This window comes from Thermostichus sp. OS-CIW-31 (assembly GCF_054060305.1).
In genome coordinates this window covers 1-17,072 of sequence record NZ_JBSSDA010000024.1, presented here as the reverse complement: position 1 = coordinate 17,072, position 17,072 = coordinate 1, and the positions used below count along the sequence as shown (strand labels likewise).

Here is a 17,072-nt window from a genome sequence, read left to right as displayed (position 1 = left end):
CAATTAGGAGTGCCTTGCCCATGTTGAATGAGAGTGACGTTGAGAATGTTGTGAACGGCCTGGATTTCGAGCCCTTTGAACACCTGTCTGCCGACCAGCTCCGCACCGAGATCAAACGACTAAACAGCAAAGCAGGCCAACTGAAAATGGATCTGCACGATCTGGCCGAGGGGCTACCCGACGGGTTCGAGCGACTCCCCGACTTGGCAGCCCGCACCTATGCCCTGTTTGCCCGGCTGCACACCCTCAGACAACGCTTGAAAACCCTGGAGACCTGCCGATGAGTTGGAACCGCAACCGCCGTTGGAAAGACTTCCAAGCCCTAGTCAATGCCGAGGATTATTTCGCTTTTTTCGAGCTCCCCTACGATCCGCGGGTGGTCAACGTGAATCGCCTGCATATCTTACGCAAATTCGCTCAGTATCTGGCTCCTCTGGAGCACTTCCAGGGCAGCGAAGAAGAGCGATTGGAGCAAGCTCGGCAAGCGCTGGAAAAAGCGTACCAAACTTTTCTCACCTCTACTCCGCAGCAGGAGAAGCTATTCCGAGTCTTTCAAGACTACGGTTGTCCAGATGCTGTCGGCGGCTGTGCCGGCTGCAGCTCTTTGGGAGAGCGGGGCGAATGCAGCCCTGGGATCCCTGCCTAAGATCTCTTGTTTACCCCTCGTCAGCTCTCTGGAGACTCCATCATGGCTACCTACACAGTTCACTTGGTTAACCTAAAACGACAGCTTGATACCTATATCTCAGTAGATGAAGATTCAACCATCCTAGAAGCGGCTGAGGATCAAGATGTGGACTTGCCCTCTTCCTGCCGCTCCGGTAGTTGTTCCTCTTGCGTGGCCAAAGTGGTAGAAGGAGAAGTCGATCAATCGGAGCAAACCTTTCTGGATGAGGAGCAAATAGCTAAAGGATTTGTGCTGCTCTGCGTGGCTAAACCTCGCTCCAATTGTACGATTCGCACTCACCAGGAAGCTTACTTGGTTTGATAGATCGCTGCTTCCAAGCTGCTCGCAAATGGACTCGGGCAAGGCTCAAATGGCCTCTTCTAAGATTAGGGATCCCTATATGTTGGCACCGCCCACCGTCCCTAAGATCTCAATAACCATATCTCCTCTCCAACTCATGAAGGTTGGAGAAGAAGGTCGCATCTACCAACTGCGCGGATCCGAAGCTGCTTGCGCCCAATTGCAGCAAATGGGTCTCACTCCAGGTACCTATCTCCAGGTTATCCAACGTCACCCTGAGTGGATCCTACTCCTACCCAGTGGCCAACTTTCCCTTCCTGCTCATTTAGCTAAACCCATCTGGGTTTACATGGATCCCCGTTGCACCCTAGCGCCTCCCCAAGAACCGAATAAGAAAACAATCTTAAATTTGCCAAGAGCCTTCTAAAATGTAGTCTATTTACCCAATTTTTAACCTGTAATGAGGGACACTCAAAGTAAGGGAAGCTCATCTCTTCATAACCTATCTTGATTTGGGAGCAAAGCCATGAACACCTGTTTGTTGCACCTGGGCTCCATCCTTAAAGCTGCTGAAGAGCTTAGCCTTGTGGAAAAGCCTTTCCCCAAGTTGCAACACATCCAACTCTGCACAGGACTAAGCCCAGAGGAAATCGTGCGGGCGCTGGAGCTAGAACCCAATCCCTTGGGTTGGCATCTGGAGCCAAGCCACAACCTTGCCGATGAATCGGCGTATTGGGTGGGCGGACGACCTTGTGTCGGCTTGGTTATTGAGCGTTTCGCCTGACACTTGTTGCAGTTCGGATCCCCAAAAGGCTCTCAAGGGGGGAGGAGTAGCCTGCAAAGCCATCTCAAAAGTTCACTGTAAACATTAGAAGTTAAGAGAAAACAAAGCTTTCCAGAAGGTTCACCCTAGACCAAATCTCCCTGGCCTGCCGGGGATCTTTTGAGGTATCGTTCAATCCAGTTCACGAATTGAGCTTAGGAAACAGACCTTAAACTAAGGTCTCTCGCCGGGCTGCCACGGCTTTGCGAGGAAGGTCTCCATGGCCGGGTTTAGGGTTTTGCAGATGCGATAGCAGGCGTGAACAAAGGAGAGCTACAGGGAAACGCTATGGAGTTCGAGGGCTATGGCTTATCAAATCTCAGGGAATTGTATCGGTTGCCACGCTTGCGTAGATAGCTGTCCTACAAAAGCTATTGTTGTCCAGGATGGGGAATACTGGATTAATCCTCTGTTGTGCAATGACTGCGAAGGTTTCTTCCCAGAACCTCAGTGCGTTAGCCTGTGTCCCGGTTCTGCCCCGCAGCCTTATGAAGCCATGAAGGGGCGCAACCGCACGGTCACGGCCCGCATTCGCAGCAGTCCACCTCTATTTTTGAACGGCCATAGCCAGGCTTTTGCTTCGTCAATTGTGGTCTGGGAAGCTTGCAATTTCCTATCTCAATTTCAATCTCTCAATCTGCAAAAGCAGGGAGATAACCAGGTTTGCTATCAGAAATCTGTTGGCCACAACCAGGGATCTCTGACCCTAACTCTATGTTTGGACGGGATCCCACAAAGTGCTCCGATCGATGTGCGAACTGCCTGTTTGCATCTTATTTTTGCTGCCTATGCCGCCGGGTTGGATAGCCCCTGGAAGGAATCCTTTGTTTTCACCGACTCACAATTGGAGTCCTATTTGGGCTGGGATAAACGTAAAGATCTGAGCAAGATGACCCGTCTCCACCTGTTCATGACCTGGATAGAGCAGCTCTGTCGGATTCAAGTCTCCATCGATTGGCCGGATCAGGGGCGGGTGAAGGGGTTTTCGGTACCGGCTGGCCCTCTGTGGAGGCTGCTCAAGATGCATCGCCACTTTCAAAAAGATGAGCAGGGCTGCAACCATCTGGTGGGCCTGACTTGGGCGATCCAGCCCGGCGAATGGACACGGTACTTTCTCAATCGACAAGGGTGCCGCCAGGGGCAAGCCTTTTATCAGTACAGCAGCCTGCCCCTATCCCTGCTGCAGGCCGTGATGAGCCATTGGCAACACCATGAAGGAGCCATGCGCCTGCTGCTGTGGCTGTTGTTCAAAGTGAGGATGGGGCGGCAACAGCGTCTGACGGTGCCCACCCTGATGCGAGTGGCCTACGGGGAAGAGCGACTGCAGGAAGCTTATCTCAATCTCCAAGAACGCAAACGGCTGGTGCGCACCTTTGAAAGCGATCTGGAGGTTCTCAACCACTACGGCCTCAAGCCGGAGTTCGATCCCCTCACCTATCCTTCTTCCATTCAACCCCTGTGGGCTCGCCTGGAAGCTGTGCCCGAGGATGCGGACGAGGCATTGAACTTTTGGATTGAAGATGCCAACAACGGTGGCTTGCTGACGGCTGCCGGGCCGCGGGGCAAGTGGGGACTCTTGATGCAGGCTCGCATTCAACGATTTCATCTGCCCTCCGACTGGCATCGTCAAGCAGTTCAAGAAGCCAGATCCCCGACCCGAGAATCGGGATCCCGGCAGCGGCGTAGGGCAAAGTCTGCGCCTGTTGCAACAGACTCGGATCTCCCTGGCCCTCCCGAAAACCCAAAAGACTTCCCCTCAAGCAAAGCTTTGCGTGGGGCAGATATCTCGGCGGCACGCCAGCAAAAGGGAATCAGCCAGCGGGAATTGGCCCAGAGGCTGGGGCGCAGCCAGAGCTGGGTGCGGGATGTAGAGAATGGGCGGCTTCAGATCAGCCTAAACGATCGCCAGCGCCTTATCAAAGCCCTGTATTTGGATCCCAGGCAACAGCAAGTCTAGGCCAGTTACTCAATTCACTCATCCACTCACTCATCCACGGCAATGACCACATCCGAGGCTTTGATGGCAGCATACGCTTCTTTCCCAACTGCTATGCCCAACCGTTCGGCAGAGTGCTTAGAAATAATGGCTGTTATTTCTATACCCGGTGCAACTTCCAGAATAATTTCGGCATTGACCATGCCTACCTGGACACTTTTTACAGTTCCTTTAAACAAGTTGCGAGTGCTGATTTGCATGACTTCTCCTTTGTTGAACAAGCAGAGCAACAGGGGTGTTGACCAAACTGAACAAGAAGGGATCTCGGCAGATGGCCATTCAACATTGGTTTCAATACTATCAGATGCTTATCGTTGCCTCTGGGGAGGAATGGCTGCCGATAGTCTAGGTGTGTATCTACAGATACAAATTACAACCCAATTCCGACAGTCAAAAGCACCGAACCATTGGCGGATTTTCCTGTTCTGAGAGTTGTCACGGGTCAAAGAAAAATGGCTATGAAACGAAGAACTGCAATGTTATTCCTGGGGATCCTGGCCGCTCTGGCTTTGAGGTGGGGGTCGGCTCCCGGCTTGGCACAATCTCAGCCCATTTTGGTGGGGGCTGCGGTGAGCCTGCAACCGGCTTTAATGGAAATCGACCGGCTGTTCGCTGCCAACCACCCCGACATCAAGGTTGAGTACAACTTCGCCAATTCCGGCTCTCTCCAGCAACAGGTGGAGCAGGGGGCGCCTTTGGACGTGGTATTTTTCGCAGCCGCCTCTTTTATGGACGCCCTTGCCAAGCAAAACCTGCTGGTGGAGGGATCCCGGCGAGATCTTCTCAGCAATCGCATGGCTTTAATTGTGCCTGCCAATGCCAGAACCAAGGTTCAGGATTTTGCCGACTTGGTGGCGGAAGAGATCCGGGTTCTGTCCATTGGGGATCTGCAGGCCATGCCCGCCGGACGCTATGCCCAGGAAATTCTCACCGAGGCGGGGGTGTTTGAGACGCTGCGGCCCAAGATGGTGTTTGCCAGCACGGTGCGGGAAATTTTGACGGCGGTGGAGCAGGGCAATGCCGACGCCGGGATCCTGTTTACCTCGGATGCTCAGCTTTCAAATCGGGTGCGAGTAGTGGCTACGGCGGATCCCATTACGCCAATTATCTACCCGGTGGCATTGGTGCGCGATACTCCCGCCGGACGGTCTTACTTGGAGTTTTTGACCTCAGGGGAAGCGGCAGAGGTGTTTGTGAAGTACGGCTTTATCCGCCTGTGAGGGATCCCTCTGCAATGGCGCGGATGAGTTACTCCAAATGAGCGACTACGACCTATCCCCGCTTTGGATCTCCCTACGGATTGCCGGCTTGGCCACGGGCATCACCTTTGGGGTGGGGACGCTGGCAGCTTATGGGATGTTGCACTACCGAGGTCGCTGGCGCTCTCTCATCGAGGCCCTCTTGTTGGCGCCGCTGGTGTTGCCGCCCACCATGGTGGGCTTCCTGTTGCTGCTGCTGTTTGGCCGGCGAACCCTTCTGGGACAACTTTTGGCCTCGCTGAACTTGTCGGTCATCTTCACCTGGTATGCCGGGGTGATCACGGCAGCGGTGGTGGCCCTGCCCCTGATGTACCGCACGGCCCTGGGAGCTTTCCAGCAGATCGACCCGACGCTGGTGGCGGCAGCCCGCACCCTGGGAGCAAGTAGGGCCAAGATTTTTACGCGGGTGCTGATCCCACTGGCCTTGCCGGGGATCCTGGCGGGGGTTACCCTCAGTTTTGCTCGCGCTCTGGGGGAGTTTGGCGCCACCTTGATGCTGGCAGGCAACATCCCAGGCCGCACGCAAACCCTGTCCATGGCCATCTTCTTTGCCGTTCAGGCGGGGGATATGCGGGGGGCGGCCATCAGCTCGGCCCTGGTCTTGGGGTTGTCCTTGGGGGTGATGACGGCAGTTAACCTTTGGTTTCAGCGACGGCCCTGGCAGCGACCTCCCTCTCGTCCTCTACAGGTTCTCACCAGAAGGGATCTGGATTTCTCAACTCCGGCCCCCCGCCTCTGGGTGGACATTGACAAGAAGCTGCCCCAGTTTGAGCTTCAGGCACAACTGAGCTGCGATGGGCGACCCCTGGGCTTGCTGGGGGCCTCTGGATCCGGCAAAAGCCTACTTTTGCGCTGCATTGCCGGGATCGAAACCCCGGATGGTGGGCGCATTTTGCTCAACGAGCGGGCGTTGTTTGACGCCGAACAGGGGATCCGGCTGCCCCCCGCTCAGCGACGGGTAGGGGTGATCTTCCAGAACTACGCTCTGTTTCCCCATCTCACCGTCGCCCAGAACATCGCTTTTGGGATCCCTGCGGGCTTGAGCGAAGCGGAAAAACAAGAGCGGATCCAGGCCCAGCTGCGGTTGGTCAAGCTGAAGGGCTGGGAAAACCGCTATCCCACGGAGCTCTCCGGAGGACAGCAGCAGCGGGTGGCCCTGGCGCGAGCCTTGGCTTCTGAGCCGGAGATCTTGCTGCTGGATGAGCCTTTTTCTGCTTTGGATGCCCACCTGCGCAGCCAACTGGAGCAGGAGATGGGGGAAATCCTAGCGGGCTACAAGGGAGTCACGCTTTTGGTAACCCACAACATTGAGGAAGCCTTCCGCCTCTGCGGGGATCTGGCTGTAATGGAGCAGGGGCGAATCATTGCCCAGGGGGACAAGCGTCAGCTATTTGAGGCTCCCCCCTGCCTTAGTGTGGCGCAACTGACGGGTTGCAAAAACATCTCGCGGGCCAAGCTCCTGGGCCCTCAACGGGTGCTGGCCTTGGATTGGGGCTGTGAGCTGCAGGTACAGGGATCCCCAGCGGGAGAATACATCGCCATCCGCGCCCACCACCTCACCTTCAGGCCCGACGGGAAGCTGCCCAACACGTTTCCCGCTTGGCTGGTGAAGTGGAGCGAGACCCCCCACCGACTGACTCTCTTCTTTAGGCTGGGCGGTCCTCCTGCCCACCGCCAGGACTATCACCTGCAAGCTGAGGTGTGGCGGGAGCGCTGGCGCGAGGTGGAAGGTTGGGGATCCCCGTGGTGGCTGCAGTTGGATCCCCGGCATCTGAGGGTGTTTTGAGTCTGGAGCCCAGGAGTCAGGTGGGCTCGCCCAAGCGGTAGCCCCGCGGGGTAATCAGCCGCTCCCCATGGCGAAAGGTCTGGGAGTTGCCGATAAAGACCAGGGTGAGCATGTCCACCTCCTCTGGATCCAGCTCCCCTAGGGTGGTAAGGCGGAGAGTTTCGCCAGGGCGGTAGAGGTTGCGGGCCAAAGCCACAGGGGTATGGGCGGGCCGGGCCTGCAAAAAGATCTGCAGAGCCTTGAGGAAGGGATCCACCCGCTGCCGGGAGCGGGGGTTGTAAAGGGCCACCACAAAATCGGCAGCTGCAGCCGCCTGCAGGCGTTTTGCAATCACTGGCCAAGGGGTAAGCAGATCCGAGAGGGAAATGGCGCAGAAGTCGTGCATCAGCGGAGCCCCCAGCCGGGCAGCAGCCGCCTGGAAGGCAGAGATCCCCGGCAGCACCTCCAGAGAAGGGCGGATCCCATCCCAGCCAGAGCGGACCAAGCACTCCAGCACCAAGCCCGCCATGCCGTAAATGCCGGCATCCCCCGAAGAAATCACCGCCACCTTCAGCCCCTGCTGCGCCCAAGCAATCGCCCGTTCGGCTCGCTGCAGCTCTTGGGTAATGGGAGAGGCCTCCCGGATTTGGCCGGGGTGCAAAAGGGGATCCACCAGATCCAGATAAAGCTGGTAGCCAACAACCACATCGGCCTGAGTTAAAGCCATACGGGCAGCCAAAGTCAATTGACCCAGATCCCCAGGACCAGTGCCGATGAGCCAGAGGTGGCCGCTGCGAGGGGAATACTCCTGCGCCGCGCGGGCAATGGCCAGGGTGCAGGCCCCTTCGGTTTCTGACGTGAAGACCTGCTTGGGGCAGAGAAGAGTTGCCTTCCCCTCCGCAACGCAAGAGGGCCTCTCAAAAGCTCGGTCACCTCTTCCCCAGATCTGAGCCGCCAAAAGAGCAGCCGCCTCGGCTACGGAGGGAGTGCCCACCGCCTGCCGAACGGCCTCCGAAGGGTGGGGAACCGGGATCCCAGCCAAGGCCTCTGCCGGGAAAAACTCAATGGGCCAGCCGTGGGCCTGAGCCAGCTCCAAAAGACCCGGCTCGTCTTGCTTGAGCTCCAAGGTGGCCAAGCCGGCAATGGCCTCGAACGCCAGCCCCTGGGCCTGCAGCAGGCGGCGCAGGGATCCCTCTAGCCAAGCGCGGGTGGTGCCCCGCTCGCAGCCCACCCCCACCCACAGCACCCGCGGATGCCAGTGCACTGTCGGGATCCCTGTGGCAGGGGAGAGGGATTCCCCAATCCAGATTTGGGCAACGGGATGGGGAGGAGAGGAGGCCACTAGGGGATGATCTGCCGGCCAAGCTTGTCGCCAAAGCCGCGTGCCGCAGGTCTGGTGAACGGCCACCGGCTCTCCCCGCGTCAAGGCGGCTGCCACCCCGTTCCAATCTCCAGCGCCCCGCCGCCAGCCGTAGGGATCCCCCAGCAAATCCAAAGGCGGGATCCCCAGCCCCTCGGAAGCAGAGGTGAGAACCGGCTGGGCTCCCAAGGTAGCGGCCACCTGCCGCGCCAGGGCATCGGCCCCCCCCACATGTCCCCCGCACAGGCTAATAGCCCAGCGACCGGCTTCGTCCACCACCACCACCGCTGGATCCCGCTGCTTGTCCTGCAAGAGGGGGGCAATGAGCCGCACCACCGACCCTGCGGCCAAGATGAAGAGACAGCCCTGCACCTGGGGCCAGGTTTGGGCAACGGCTTCTGCTAGGGAGCCTGGCGCTGTGGGATGGCTGGGATCCCCGTAGGCTTGCCAGGGGGAGGGCAGCCCTTGCGGTTCAGCTTTGCTCCAGCAGATGACCTCCTTGCCTAGGAGGGGGATCAGAGAGTTGGCCAACCAGCGGGCGCGCGGGCTGGGGGCAAACAGAGCGAGCTTCATCGAGGTGGGCCAAGGCTGAAACTTCCCCGGATCCTATACTGGACATAGAGCCACCCGCGAATGGACAAGTGCTGATGGTCATCCCACCCGGACTGATGCTGCCCCTGATCCCCCTGGAGGTTTTGCTCTCCACCAAGGGGCTGATGTTTTTGCTGCTATCGGCCTATGGGGGGGCCATGTGGACATTCTTAAGCGGCGCTCCCCGTGTCCACACCATCATCGTGCCGGACTTGGAGCAGGCCAGAGGGTTTTATGAGAAGGTGTTGAAACTGCCGGAAGCGGAGCTGCCCCTGCAGTACTACTACGGTTACGAGCAAAGCATGATCAGCTCTAGCCTCGGATCCGTCTATTTTCCGGGGGATATTGGCCTCAGCCCCCGCTTCGATGCCAAAGCCCGTCCCACCTCCGGGCCGACCCAATTGGATACCCCCGGCCTTTGGTATCAGCTCTCCGACAATGTGCAATTGCACGTGATCCCCGGCTCTACAGATCCCTATGCGGGGTCCGGTTCCTACGGCAACGCCTCTAGGCCTAGCTCCTCATCTGCTTCTGCTTACGGGACTGTACCGGCAGCGGGCCGCAGCAGCGGCGTTCGCTATCGCCATGTCAGCTATGAGCGGGAGTCCCTTAAGGCCCTTCTGAAGCGAATCAACAAACAAGGGATCCGCAACAGCATTCGCTCCGAGAAGCCCTTCGTCTTTTGGGTGCGGGATCACCAGGGTCAGATTATCGAATTTGCCGAACTGAAAGGCTAGCGGGATCCCCTAAGATTGTTAAAGGAAAGCCAAAAGTCGGCGGTGGGGGGATGCCAACGATGAAACGGGTGCTGCTGCTGGTGCTGTGTTTGCTGTGGCTCGGGGTGTGGGGCGGCCAGCCGGCCGTGGCTCTGTCGCGGGCCAAAGACAATCCGGTGGTGAGCGTGCAATCCCCAGCCAAGGACTTCATCACCACCGAGTCGGGATTGCAATACTACGACATCACTCAAGGCAGTGGGCCTTCGCCTCAGCCGGGGCAAACGGTGGTGGTGAACTACGTGGGCAAGCTACAGGATGGCACCATCTTCGATAGCTCCTACAAGCGCAATCAGCCTTTTGTCTTCACCTACGGAGTAGGGCAGGTGATCCGTGGCTGGGAGGAAGGGCTGGCCACCATGCGGGTGGGGGGCAAGCGCTACTTGCGCATTCCGCCGGAGTTGGCCTATGGCAGCCGCGGGGCAGGCGGGGTGATCCCCCCCAATGCCACCTTGGATTTTGAAGTGGAGCTCCTGGCCATCCAGTAGATTCAGATCTTGCAGAGACCGAATATCCAAGCGGCATTGGGCTTGTGCAGGAACTCCCTTCCCCGGAACTGTCTTCTTCTTGGCGGCCCAGTTCTCTGGCAGCAGATCCTGCACTAGAAAAAGCTCGCCTGCGCCAGCACTTTCGCCAGCTACGGCAGAGGTTGGACAGATCCCTTATCAGCCAGAAGATCGTGGCTCATTTGGCCTCTTGCCCCCAACTTTTGGCCGCCAAAACCATCCTGGCTTACGTAGCTTTTGGCTCCGAGGTAGATCTGGGATCCCTGTTTGCCCTTTTTCCAGAGAAGCAGTGGGGGATCCCCCGTTGTCTGCCGCGGCGGCAAATGCAGTGGCACTGCTACCAGCCGGCTGAGCTTGTCCCCAACTGCTGGGGCTTGTTGGAGCCTTCTCCCGGCAGCACAGTTATCGACCCCACCGAGGCGGATTTGATCCTGGTGCCTGCCCTGGCCTGCGATCGGTGGGGAAGGCGTTTGGGCTATGGCGGCGGCTATTACGACCGCTTTTTGGCCGCTTTGCCGGATCCCAGTGTGCCCAAGTGGGGCATCCTCCCCCAAGCCTGCTTGCTGGAGCAGCCCCTGCCTCAGGATCCTTGGGATCAGCGCCTGGATGGGATCCAAACCGAGGAGAGGTTCTACGAGACGGGGATCCCCTAGACTAAAGAGGGTGGGCCTTGGAGGAAAAACGATGAGCCAAGTTTGGAAGCCGGCGCAGTGGCTAACCCAAAAGCTGCGTCTTGTCTGCATGAGCTTTGGCTGTGTGGCATTGGCGGTGCTCTTGATGGGCTTTGGGGCGATCCCCCTGCAACTGAAGGATCTCCACGTCACCCCCTGTCCCGATACCCCCGAATACACCAACCTGGTGACCAGCAACGGCAACCCCATACCGGCCAGGTGCCTGTTCGTCGAAGGCACAGTGGTCAACCGCTCCAAAAATACCCTGCTGAACGCGGATGTCTTCGGTCGGCTTTACGATGCCAACGGCAACGAGGTTCTGCCGGAGCGTACCCGCCTGGGGGCCATTGCAGAAGTTCCTCCCGGCGAGAGCCCTTTTTCAATTCGCATCTCGGTGCCCATAACCAGCCCCCTGCCCCTCACCCTGGAGCAATTCAAGGCCAGCGGCTTCAGCGGTACCGTGCGTCGTTAACGTCTAAAGCTGGCGGGTGAACTCCACCTGGGTGGGGCGCTCAGGCAAATGGAGTTGCGCGACCACAGGCGGCGTTTGGGCGATCAGCCGGCCCCGGCGGAAGACATACAGGCAAGCCGGTTTCAGGCGAATGGCTTCGACGGCATCGGCGGCCTGGAGCACCACCAGATCGGCGTAGCAGCCGGGTTCCAGGCCGTAGCCTTCCAACCCCAGAATGCGGGCCGGGTTTTCTGTTACCGCCAAAAAACACTGGCGCATCTGCTCATAGCCAGTCAGTTGGGCGGCGTGGATGGCCATGTGGGCCACCTCCAGCATGTTGCCGCTGCCCAAAGGGTACCAGGGATCCATCACACAGTCATGACCAAAGGCTACCGTCAAGCCTGCGGCCATCAGCTCGGGCACCCGGGTCAGCCCCCGTCGCTTGGGGTAGGTGTCGTGGCGCCCTTGGATGACCATATTGACCAGCGGGTTGGCGATCACCCCCAGCTCTGCCTCGGCCATCAGGGGGATCAGTTTGCTGACGTAGTAGTTGTCCATCGAGTGCATGGAAGTTAGATGGGATCCGGCTACCCGCCCCTGCAAGCCCAGCCGCAGCGTTTCGTAGGCCAAGGTTTCCACATGGCGCGAAAGCGGATCGTCGGTCTCGTCGCAGTGCAGATCCACCCGCAGACCCCGCGCTGCTGCAATTTCACATAGGGCCCGCACCGAAGCCGTCCCTTCGGCCATCGTCCGCTCGAAGTGGGGGATCCCGCCCACCACCTCCACCCCCAAATCCAGAGCCTTCTCCAGGAGCTGCACCGCCCCTGGCGAGCGATAGTAGCCATCCTGGGGAAAAGCCACCAGTTGCAAATCCAAGTAGGGAGCCACTTTTTGCTTGACTTCCAGCAGCGCCCGCACCGCCAACAGGTTGGGATCGCACACATCCACATGGGTGCGGATGGCCAGGATCCCACGAGCCACTGCCCAGTCGCAATAGGTCAAGGCCCTCTCTATGACTGCCTCGGGGGTCAACAGCGGCTTCAACTCCCCCCAGAGGGCGATCCCTTCTAGCAAGGTGCCCGACTGGTTGACGCGCGGGATCCCATAGGTGAGGGTGGCATCCATGTGAAAGTGGGCATCCACGAAGGGGGGCGACACCAAGCGGTTGCTGACATCAATTTCTTGGGGGGCAGTGGCTTGCAAGTTGTTTTCCACAGCAACAATGCGGTCTCCCTCAATGCCGATATCGACCCCTTTGCGGCCATCTGGCAAGTTGGCTCGGCGCAAAATCAGATCCATAGGTTGTGGCTGTTTCAACTTAGGATGAACAGGGACAACTGCCGCTAGTTAAATGGCAGACTGAATAGAAAAGCTATCTCAAGTTACAGCCTGTTAAGGAGCCAAGGGGTACAGCAGCAACACTTCACAAACCAACTTCGGAGGCAGGATGGATGGATAAGTAACAAAGATGTCTCCACTATCTGCTCCATGCTATACTTGCCCGCTCTGCATAACTGCCGAATAAAATGCTTCTATACCGACCCCATCATCTCAAAAGGCCTACGGCCCACTGGCGTGAAGGGATTCAACTCCGGCGCATACACAGGCAGGTATAGGATTCGCGCACCTGTCCCCCCAATCAACTCCGCAACTTCCCGACTCCTATGAATGTTTAAGTTGTCCATAATCACCGCCTTCCTCGCATCTAGCTTTGGACATAAGTCGTTTTTCGAAAACTCTAAAAAGTTCCCTTTCTTCATCCTACCCCGAAGACCAAGTGGATAAAAGTATTCTCGATGGAGGATGCTACTTTGCAGTAAAGCCACTCCTGAGCACTGTCATCGTAGTCTGGTTGCCGAATATTTGCACAGAAAATGGGGTGATATTGAAATTGTGCATCAAAACCAAGAGCTGGCACGACGGCTTTTTCCAATTTATGCAGCTATTCCTATGCAGCTATTCCAAGTTGCAGCAGGGTTCTGGAACACAGAGCGAAAGAGATGCCTAACTGATTTGGAAACTCCCTCACCAACAGCAGGCTCGATACAGGGATCCCTGCTTGGGCAGATCCAACACTAGGCCAGTGTTTGCCGCCGTTGCTTTTGGATCCCAAGTTCCTGCCAGCAGCTAGCGTGTATGGTAGATGAAAGCTTGTTTTTGGGTCTTTCCCCATCCCTATGCCCAGGGCTAGCGCCTCTCGCCATCAGACCGACCCCCGCTTCAGCTCTGCTATCGCTCCACGACGCTTTCCCGAACAGGCCAAAGGGTTAAAGCCCCACCAACAAAAGCAACTGCAACGGCTTTACCAACTGCGCCTACCCCCCAACCGCCTGGTGACGGTGGAGTTTGCCCAACGGCTGGGATCCCTGACCCAAGAGTTGGAAGGCCGGCCCATCAGCGTTTACCTCAACCGGCGCGGCCAGGTGATCCGCGTAGGGGTGGGATCCCCTTTTGAAACCCAGATTCCCGCTTGGGAATTGCCCCGCCAGGGGGCCGAGCGCCTATCCGGGATCCGCTGCATCACCACCCAAATGGGGGAGGGGGGCCCCGGTCAAAAAGCGCTGACGGCCATGGCTTTGCAGCGTTTGGATGCCCTCATCACCCTTTCCGTGTCCAAGTCAGGAGGGCACCGACGCCGGGGAGGAGCGGCTACGGGCTTTGTTCACCGGGCCTATCTGGCCCATCTGCTGCCGGAGGGAGAGCGCCGCTGGTGGGTCTCTGAGCCTCTGCCTTTGGGGATCCTGGCAGAACAGGATCTGCAGGAGCTGGTGGCGGAGCTGGAGGATGGGTTTCGGCGCCAGTTGACCGCCCGCCAGGTGGATCTGGATCAGGATCGGGCGATCCTAGTGGGGCTGCAGGAGCCAGGCCAGAGCAGCCAGGAGCTAATGGACGTGTTGGCGGAGCTGGGCCGCCTGGTGGAAAGCGCCGGCGGACAGGTGCTGCAAGCCCTCTGGCAGAGGCGGGAAGGCCCCAATTCGGCCACGGTAATCGGATCCGGTAAGGTGCAAGAGCTGGCTCTGCTGGTCCAGGATCTGGGCGCTAACTTGGTGGTGTTCGACCGGGAACTCACCCCCAGCCAGGTGCGCACCTTGGAAGAGGCCCTGGGAGTGCGGGTGGTGGATCGCAGCGAGGTGATCCTGGATATTTTTGCCCAGCGGGCCAGAACCCGAGCCGGGAAGCTGCAGGTGGAGCTGGCGCAACTGCAGTATTTGCTGCCTCGCCTGGCTGGTCGCGGTCGCACCATGTCGCGGCTGGGGGGTGGGATCGGTACTCGGGGCCCGGGGGAAACCCAACTGGAAATGGAGCGGCGGGCCATCCAGCGGCGCATCAGCAAGCTGCGGCAAGAGGTGGAAGAGCTGCGCCGCCACCGCCAGCGGCTGCGCCAACGGCGCGAGGCATCCCAAATTCCTGTGGTGGCCCTGGTGGGCTACACCAACGCCGGCAAATCCACCCTCCTCAATGCCCTCACCCATGCCCAGGTCTACGTGGCCGACCAACTCTTTGCCACCTTGGATCCCACCACGCGGCGGCTGGAGCTGCCCGACCAGCAGGCGGTGCTGTTGACCGACACAGTGGGATTCCTAACCGAATTACCAGACCAACTGGTGGATGCCTTTCAAGCCACCCTGGAAGAGGTGACGGAAGCGGATGCCCTGCTGCATGTGGTGGATCTGTCTCACCCCAACTGGGAAGGACAGATCGAGGCGGTGGAAACCTTGCTGGACAAGCTGCCCTTGGCCACTGGTCCCCGCCAGCTGGTGTTCAACAAAATCGACCGCCTCGACCCCGAATGGGTGGAAGACGTCCGCCTGCTCTACCCCAAAGCCCTGTTTGTTTCCGCCGCCACCGGCCAAAACCTGGATCAGTTGCGCCACACCCTGGCCCAGTTTGCTACAGCCCTAAGTCCTAACCCCTTCGATTGGCAGGAACCCAAGGATCCCTAAAAGCATTCCATAAGGATTTCCAAACCTGCATAGCTCATCTTCATCCGCCGTCAACATAAACATTCAGTTACATTGAGATTACATTGAGATCAGGATTGTGACCCGACTTAAAGTTAGGGAGAGAACATGGCCACCACTGCAGTTGCACCTCAAGTCGCACCTCGCCTGGCCCAGCCCCATCTGACGCTGCAAACTCTGCCTATCGGGGCCGACACCCTCGCCATTCGCTCCCAAGATTGGGATCGGGATCGATTTGATATCGAATTTGCTCTGGAAAATGGCACCACCTACAACTCCTTCTTGATTCGCGGCGAGAAGGTGGCCCTCATCGACACCTCCCACGAGAAGTTTCGCCAGTTGTACCTGGATTGCCTGCAAGGGATCGTGGATCCCACTGCGATCGACTACCTGGTGGTCAGCCACACCGAGCCAGATCACAGCGGCCTAGTCGGTGATCTGCTGGAGCTGGCGCCCCAGATGACGGTGGTGGCCTCCAAGGTGGCCATGCAATTTCTGGAAGATCTGGTGCATCGGCCCTTCCGGCGGCTGGTGGTGAAACAGGGAGATCGCTTGGATCTGGGCAAAGGGCATGTCCTGGAATTTATCTCTGCCCCCAACCTGCACTGGCCCGACACCATCCTCACCTACGACCACGGCACCCAGATCCTCTACACCTGCGACGTGTTTGGGATGCACTACTGCGACGATTTCGCCTGGGACGAACATCCCCACCTGTTGCAGGCCGACTTCAAGCTCTACTACGACTGCCTCATGGGGCCCAACGCCCGCTCGGTGTTGTCCGCCCTGAAGCGCATGGAAGCCTTGCCTCCCATCGCTGCCATTGCTACCGGCCACGGCCCCCTACTGCGCCATCACCTGTCCGACTGGGTGGGGCAATATCGCACCTGGAGCCTGGAGCAGGCCAAAGCCGAGCGCCTGGTGGCAGTGTTCTACCTGTCCGGCTATGGCCAGGCGGAAACCTTGGCTCAAGCCATTGCCCGCGGGATCCAAAAAACCGGCGTTGCCGTGGAGCTGGCGGATCTGCGGCTGCTGGATGCCCACGAGATGCGGGAGCTGATGAGCTTGGCCGCCGGCGTGGTGATAGGCATGCCGCCCCAATCGGGGCCAGAGGCGGCCACTACCCAGGTGCTGCTGAAAACCCTGCTGGCCTCTGCCCACAGCAAGCAGGGCTTTGGCCTGTTCGAGTCAGGGGGGGAAGACGACGAGTCGGTGTACCTCTGCCGCAACACACTGCAAGAAATCGGCGCCAAAGAGGTGTTTGCCCCCATTCTGCTCAAGCAGCCTGCCGGCGAGGCTCTGCTGCAACTGGCCGAAGAAGCAGGTACCGATCTGGGGCAGTGGCTGACGCGGGATCGCAACATTCAGCAGATGAAAGCCTTGGATGCCGACTTGGATCGCGCCCTGGGCCGCATCAGCAATGGCCTCTACATCATCACTGCCCGCAAAGGGCAAGCCACCAGCGCCATGCTTGCCTCCTGGGTAGCCCAAGCCAGCACCGATCCGCCAGGGATCAGCATTGCGGTGGCCAAGGATCGGGCCATCGAATCCTTCCTGCAGGTGGGAGATACCTTCGTGTTAAACGTGCTGCAAGAAGGCCATTACCAACCCTTGATGCGCCACTTCCTGAAGCGATTTCCACCGGGAGCCGACCGCTTTGCCGGGATCAAGACCTACCCTGCTGCCAACGGATCCCCCATCTTGGCCGATGCTTTGGCCTACCTGGAGTGCCGTGTGGTGAGCCGCCTGGAAACCAGCGATCACTGGGTGGTGTACAGCACCTTGGAAGCCGGTCGGGTCTCCAGCCCAGAGGGCCTCACCGCCATCCACCACCGCAAGGTAGGGAATCATTACTAGGTCGTGTTGATCTTATGTTAGGATAGAGAGAATAATTTATAGAGGAAAGAGGATGAAGTTGGTTTTTTTAGATGAAAACAAATGGCAGAAG

At 58.5% G+C, this 17,072-nt stretch carries 17 protein-coding genes and 1 pseudogene; 14 read left to right on the top strand and 4 right to left on the bottom strand.

Annotated features, from left to right (window positions below):
- The first annotated feature begins 20 nt into the window (after window positions 1-20).
- The 6 genes from ACVWY9_RS12365 (at window position 21) to ACVWY9_RS12340 (ending at window position 3,747) form a co-directional block, all read left to right on the top strand.
- Window positions 21-284, top strand: coding sequence for a CCE_0567 family metalloprotein (locus tag ACVWY9_RS12365; protein ID WP_011432070.1), 264 nt, complete (start codon window positions 21-23; stop codon window positions 282-284).
- Window positions 281-646: a nitrogenase-stabilizing/protective protein NifW gene (gene nifW, locus ACVWY9_RS12360; protein ID WP_457388642.1), complete on the top strand. Its 366-nt coding sequence runs from the start codon at window positions 281-283 to the stop codon at window positions 644-646. The genes ACVWY9_RS12365 and nifW overlap by 4 nt, the downstream gene beginning before the upstream one ends.
- Before the next feature lie 42 nt (window positions 647-688).
- Complete coding sequence (locus ACVWY9_RS12355) at window positions 689-988, top strand: 2Fe-2S iron-sulfur cluster-binding protein (protein WP_414373907.1); 300 nt, start codon at window positions 689-691, stop codon at window positions 986-988.
- 28 nt (window positions 989-1,016) lie between these two features.
- Window positions 1,017-1,394, top strand: a complete 378-nt coding sequence (locus ACVWY9_RS12350; RefSeq protein ID WP_414389672.1) for a ferrous iron transport protein A — start codon at window positions 1,017-1,019, stop codon at window positions 1,392-1,394.
- 99 nt (window positions 1,395-1,493) lie between these two features.
- Complete coding sequence (locus ACVWY9_RS12345; RefSeq protein ID WP_011430669.1) at window positions 1,494-1,751, top strand: hypothetical protein; 258 nt, start codon at window positions 1,494-1,496, stop codon at window positions 1,749-1,751.
- A gap of 343 nt (window positions 1,752-2,094) precedes the next feature.
- Entirely contained in the window at window positions 2,095-3,747 is a 1,653-nt protein-coding gene (locus ACVWY9_RS12340; RefSeq protein ID WP_457388639.1) for a helix-turn-helix domain-containing protein, read from the top strand.
- A gap of 26 nt (window positions 3,748-3,773) precedes the next feature.
- Here the strand turns inward: ACVWY9_RS12340 and ACVWY9_RS12335 are convergent, their stop codons facing one another.
- The gene (locus tag ACVWY9_RS12335) at window positions 3,774-3,986 is read right to left on the bottom strand and encodes a TOBE domain-containing protein (RefSeq protein ID WP_414382929.1); all 213 of its coding nucleotides are present in this window, start codon (window positions 3,984-3,986) and stop codon (window positions 3,774-3,776) included.
- 258 nt (window positions 3,987-4,244) lie between these two features.
- Between ACVWY9_RS12335 and modA the strand changes: the two genes are divergently transcribed.
- Window positions 4,245-5,006: a molybdate ABC transporter substrate-binding protein gene (gene modA / locus ACVWY9_RS12330; RefSeq protein ID WP_457388637.1), complete on the top strand. Its 762-nt coding sequence runs from the start codon at window positions 4,245-4,247 to the stop codon at window positions 5,004-5,006.
- A gap of 37 nt (window positions 5,007-5,043) precedes the next feature.
- Window positions 5,044-6,831, top strand: a complete 1,788-nt coding sequence (gene modB / locus ACVWY9_RS12325) for a molybdate ABC transporter permease subunit (protein ID WP_457388635.1) — start codon at window positions 5,044-5,046, stop codon at window positions 6,829-6,831.
- A 16-nt stretch (window positions 6,832-6,847) separates the two neighbouring features.
- Here modB and cobJ read toward each other — a convergent pair whose 3' ends face one another.
- The gene (cobJ, locus tag ACVWY9_RS12320; protein ID WP_457388633.1) at window positions 6,848-8,743 is read right to left on the bottom strand and encodes a precorrin-3B C(17)-methyltransferase; all 1,896 of its coding nucleotides are present in this window, start codon (window positions 8,741-8,743) and stop codon (window positions 6,848-6,850) included.
- Between the two features lie 74 nt (window positions 8,744-8,817).
- Between cobJ and ACVWY9_RS12315 the strand changes: the two genes are divergently transcribed.
- Genes ACVWY9_RS12315 through ACVWY9_RS12300 form a run of 4 tightly spaced genes read left to right on the top strand, consistent with a single transcriptional unit; the run spans window position 8,818 to window position 11,183 of the window.
- Complete coding sequence (locus ACVWY9_RS12315; protein WP_457388631.1) at window positions 8,818-9,498, top strand: hypothetical protein; 681 nt, start codon at window positions 8,818-8,820, stop codon at window positions 9,496-9,498.
- A 59-nt stretch (window positions 9,499-9,557) separates the two neighbouring features.
- Window positions 9,558-10,022 carry an FKBP-type peptidyl-prolyl cis-trans isomerase gene (locus tag ACVWY9_RS12310; RefSeq protein WP_414407059.1) on the top strand — a complete coding sequence of 155 codons (465 nt, stop codon included), beginning with the start codon at window positions 9,558-9,560 and terminating at the stop codon, window positions 10,020-10,022.
- A gap of 44 nt (window positions 10,023-10,066) precedes the next feature.
- Entirely contained in the window at window positions 10,067-10,693 is a 627-nt protein-coding gene (locus tag ACVWY9_RS12305; RefSeq protein WP_457388629.1) for a 5-formyltetrahydrofolate cyclo-ligase, read from the top strand.
- Window positions 10,694-10,724: 31 nt separating this feature from the next.
- Window positions 10,725-11,183: an FxLYD domain-containing protein gene (locus ACVWY9_RS12300; protein ID WP_414332474.1), complete on the top strand. Its 459-nt coding sequence runs from the start codon at window positions 10,725-10,727 to the stop codon at window positions 11,181-11,183.
- A gap of 3 nt (window positions 11,184-11,186) precedes the next feature.
- Here the strand turns inward: ACVWY9_RS12300 and ACVWY9_RS12295 are convergent, their stop codons facing one another.
- A complete protein-coding gene (locus ACVWY9_RS12295) occupies window positions 11,187-12,461 on the bottom strand; it encodes an amidohydrolase family protein (RefSeq protein WP_457388627.1) in 1,275 nt (424 codons plus the stop codon).
- Between the two features lie 83 nt (window positions 12,462-12,544).
- Window positions 12,545-12,934 (bottom strand): annotated as a pseudogene (locus ACVWY9_RS12290) (transposase); the annotation flags it as partial.
- Between the two features lie 405 nt (window positions 12,935-13,339).
- Between ACVWY9_RS12290 and hflX the strand changes: the two are divergent.
- Both hflX and ACVWY9_RS12280 read left to right on the top strand, forming a co-directional pair.
- Window positions 13,340-15,106: a GTPase HflX gene (gene hflX / locus ACVWY9_RS12285; RefSeq protein ID WP_457388625.1), complete on the top strand. Its 1,767-nt coding sequence runs from the start codon at window positions 13,340-13,342 to the stop codon at window positions 15,104-15,106.
- Window positions 15,107-15,232: 126 nt separating this feature from the next.
- The gene (locus tag ACVWY9_RS12280) at window positions 15,233-16,981 is read left to right on the top strand and encodes a diflavin flavoprotein (RefSeq protein WP_457388623.1); all 1,749 of its coding nucleotides are present in this window, start codon (window positions 15,233-15,235) and stop codon (window positions 16,979-16,981) included.
- The last annotated feature ends 91 nt before the right edge of the window (window positions 16,982-17,072 follow it).

Coding starts and splice junctions, on each gene's coding strand:
- ACVWY9_RS12365 (WP_011432070.1), top strand. CDS start 21: ATGTTGAATGAGAGTGACGTTGAGAATGTTGTGAACGGCCTGGATTTC.
- nifW (WP_457388642.1), top strand. CDS start 281: ATGAGTTGGAACCGCAACCGCCGTTGGAAAGACTTCCAAGCCCTAGTC.
- ACVWY9_RS12355 (WP_414373907.1), top strand. CDS start 689: ATGGCTACCTACACAGTTCACTTGGTTAACCTAAAACGACAGCTTGAT.
- ACVWY9_RS12350 (WP_414389672.1), top strand. CDS start 1,017: ATGGACTCGGGCAAGGCTCAAATGGCCTCTTCTAAGATTAGGGATCCC.
- ACVWY9_RS12345 (WP_011430669.1), top strand. CDS start 1,494: ATGAACACCTGTTTGTTGCACCTGGGCTCCATCCTTAAAGCTGCTGAA.
- ACVWY9_RS12340 (WP_457388639.1), top strand. CDS start 2,095: ATGGCTTATCAAATCTCAGGGAATTGTATCGGTTGCCACGCTTGCGTA.
- ACVWY9_RS12335 (WP_414382929.1), bottom strand. CDS start 3,986: ATGCAAATCAGCACTCGCAACTTGTTTAAAGGAACTGTAAAAAGTGTC.
- modA (WP_457388637.1), top strand. CDS start 4,245: ATGAAACGAAGAACTGCAATGTTATTCCTGGGGATCCTGGCCGCTCTG.
- modB (WP_457388635.1), top strand. CDS start 5,044: ATGAGCGACTACGACCTATCCCCGCTTTGGATCTCCCTACGGATTGCC.
- cobJ (WP_457388633.1), bottom strand. CDS start 8,743: ATGAAGCTCGCTCTGTTTGCCCCCAGCCCGCGCGCCCGCTGGTTGGCC.
- ACVWY9_RS12315 (WP_457388631.1), top strand. CDS start 8,818: ATGGTCATCCCACCCGGACTGATGCTGCCCCTGATCCCCCTGGAGGTT.
- ACVWY9_RS12310 (WP_414407059.1), top strand. CDS start 9,558: ATGAAACGGGTGCTGCTGCTGGTGCTGTGTTTGCTGTGGCTCGGGGTG.
- ACVWY9_RS12300 (WP_414332474.1), top strand. CDS start 10,725: ATGAGCCAAGTTTGGAAGCCGGCGCAGTGGCTAACCCAAAAGCTGCGT.
- ACVWY9_RS12295 (WP_457388627.1), bottom strand. CDS start 12,461: ATGGATCTGATTTTGCGCCGAGCCAACTTGCCAGATGGCCGCAAAGGG.
- hflX (WP_457388625.1), top strand. CDS start 13,340: ATGCCCAGGGCTAGCGCCTCTCGCCATCAGACCGACCCCCGCTTCAGC.
- ACVWY9_RS12280 (WP_457388623.1), top strand. CDS start 15,233: ATGGCCACCACTGCAGTTGCACCTCAAGTCGCACCTCGCCTGGCCCAG.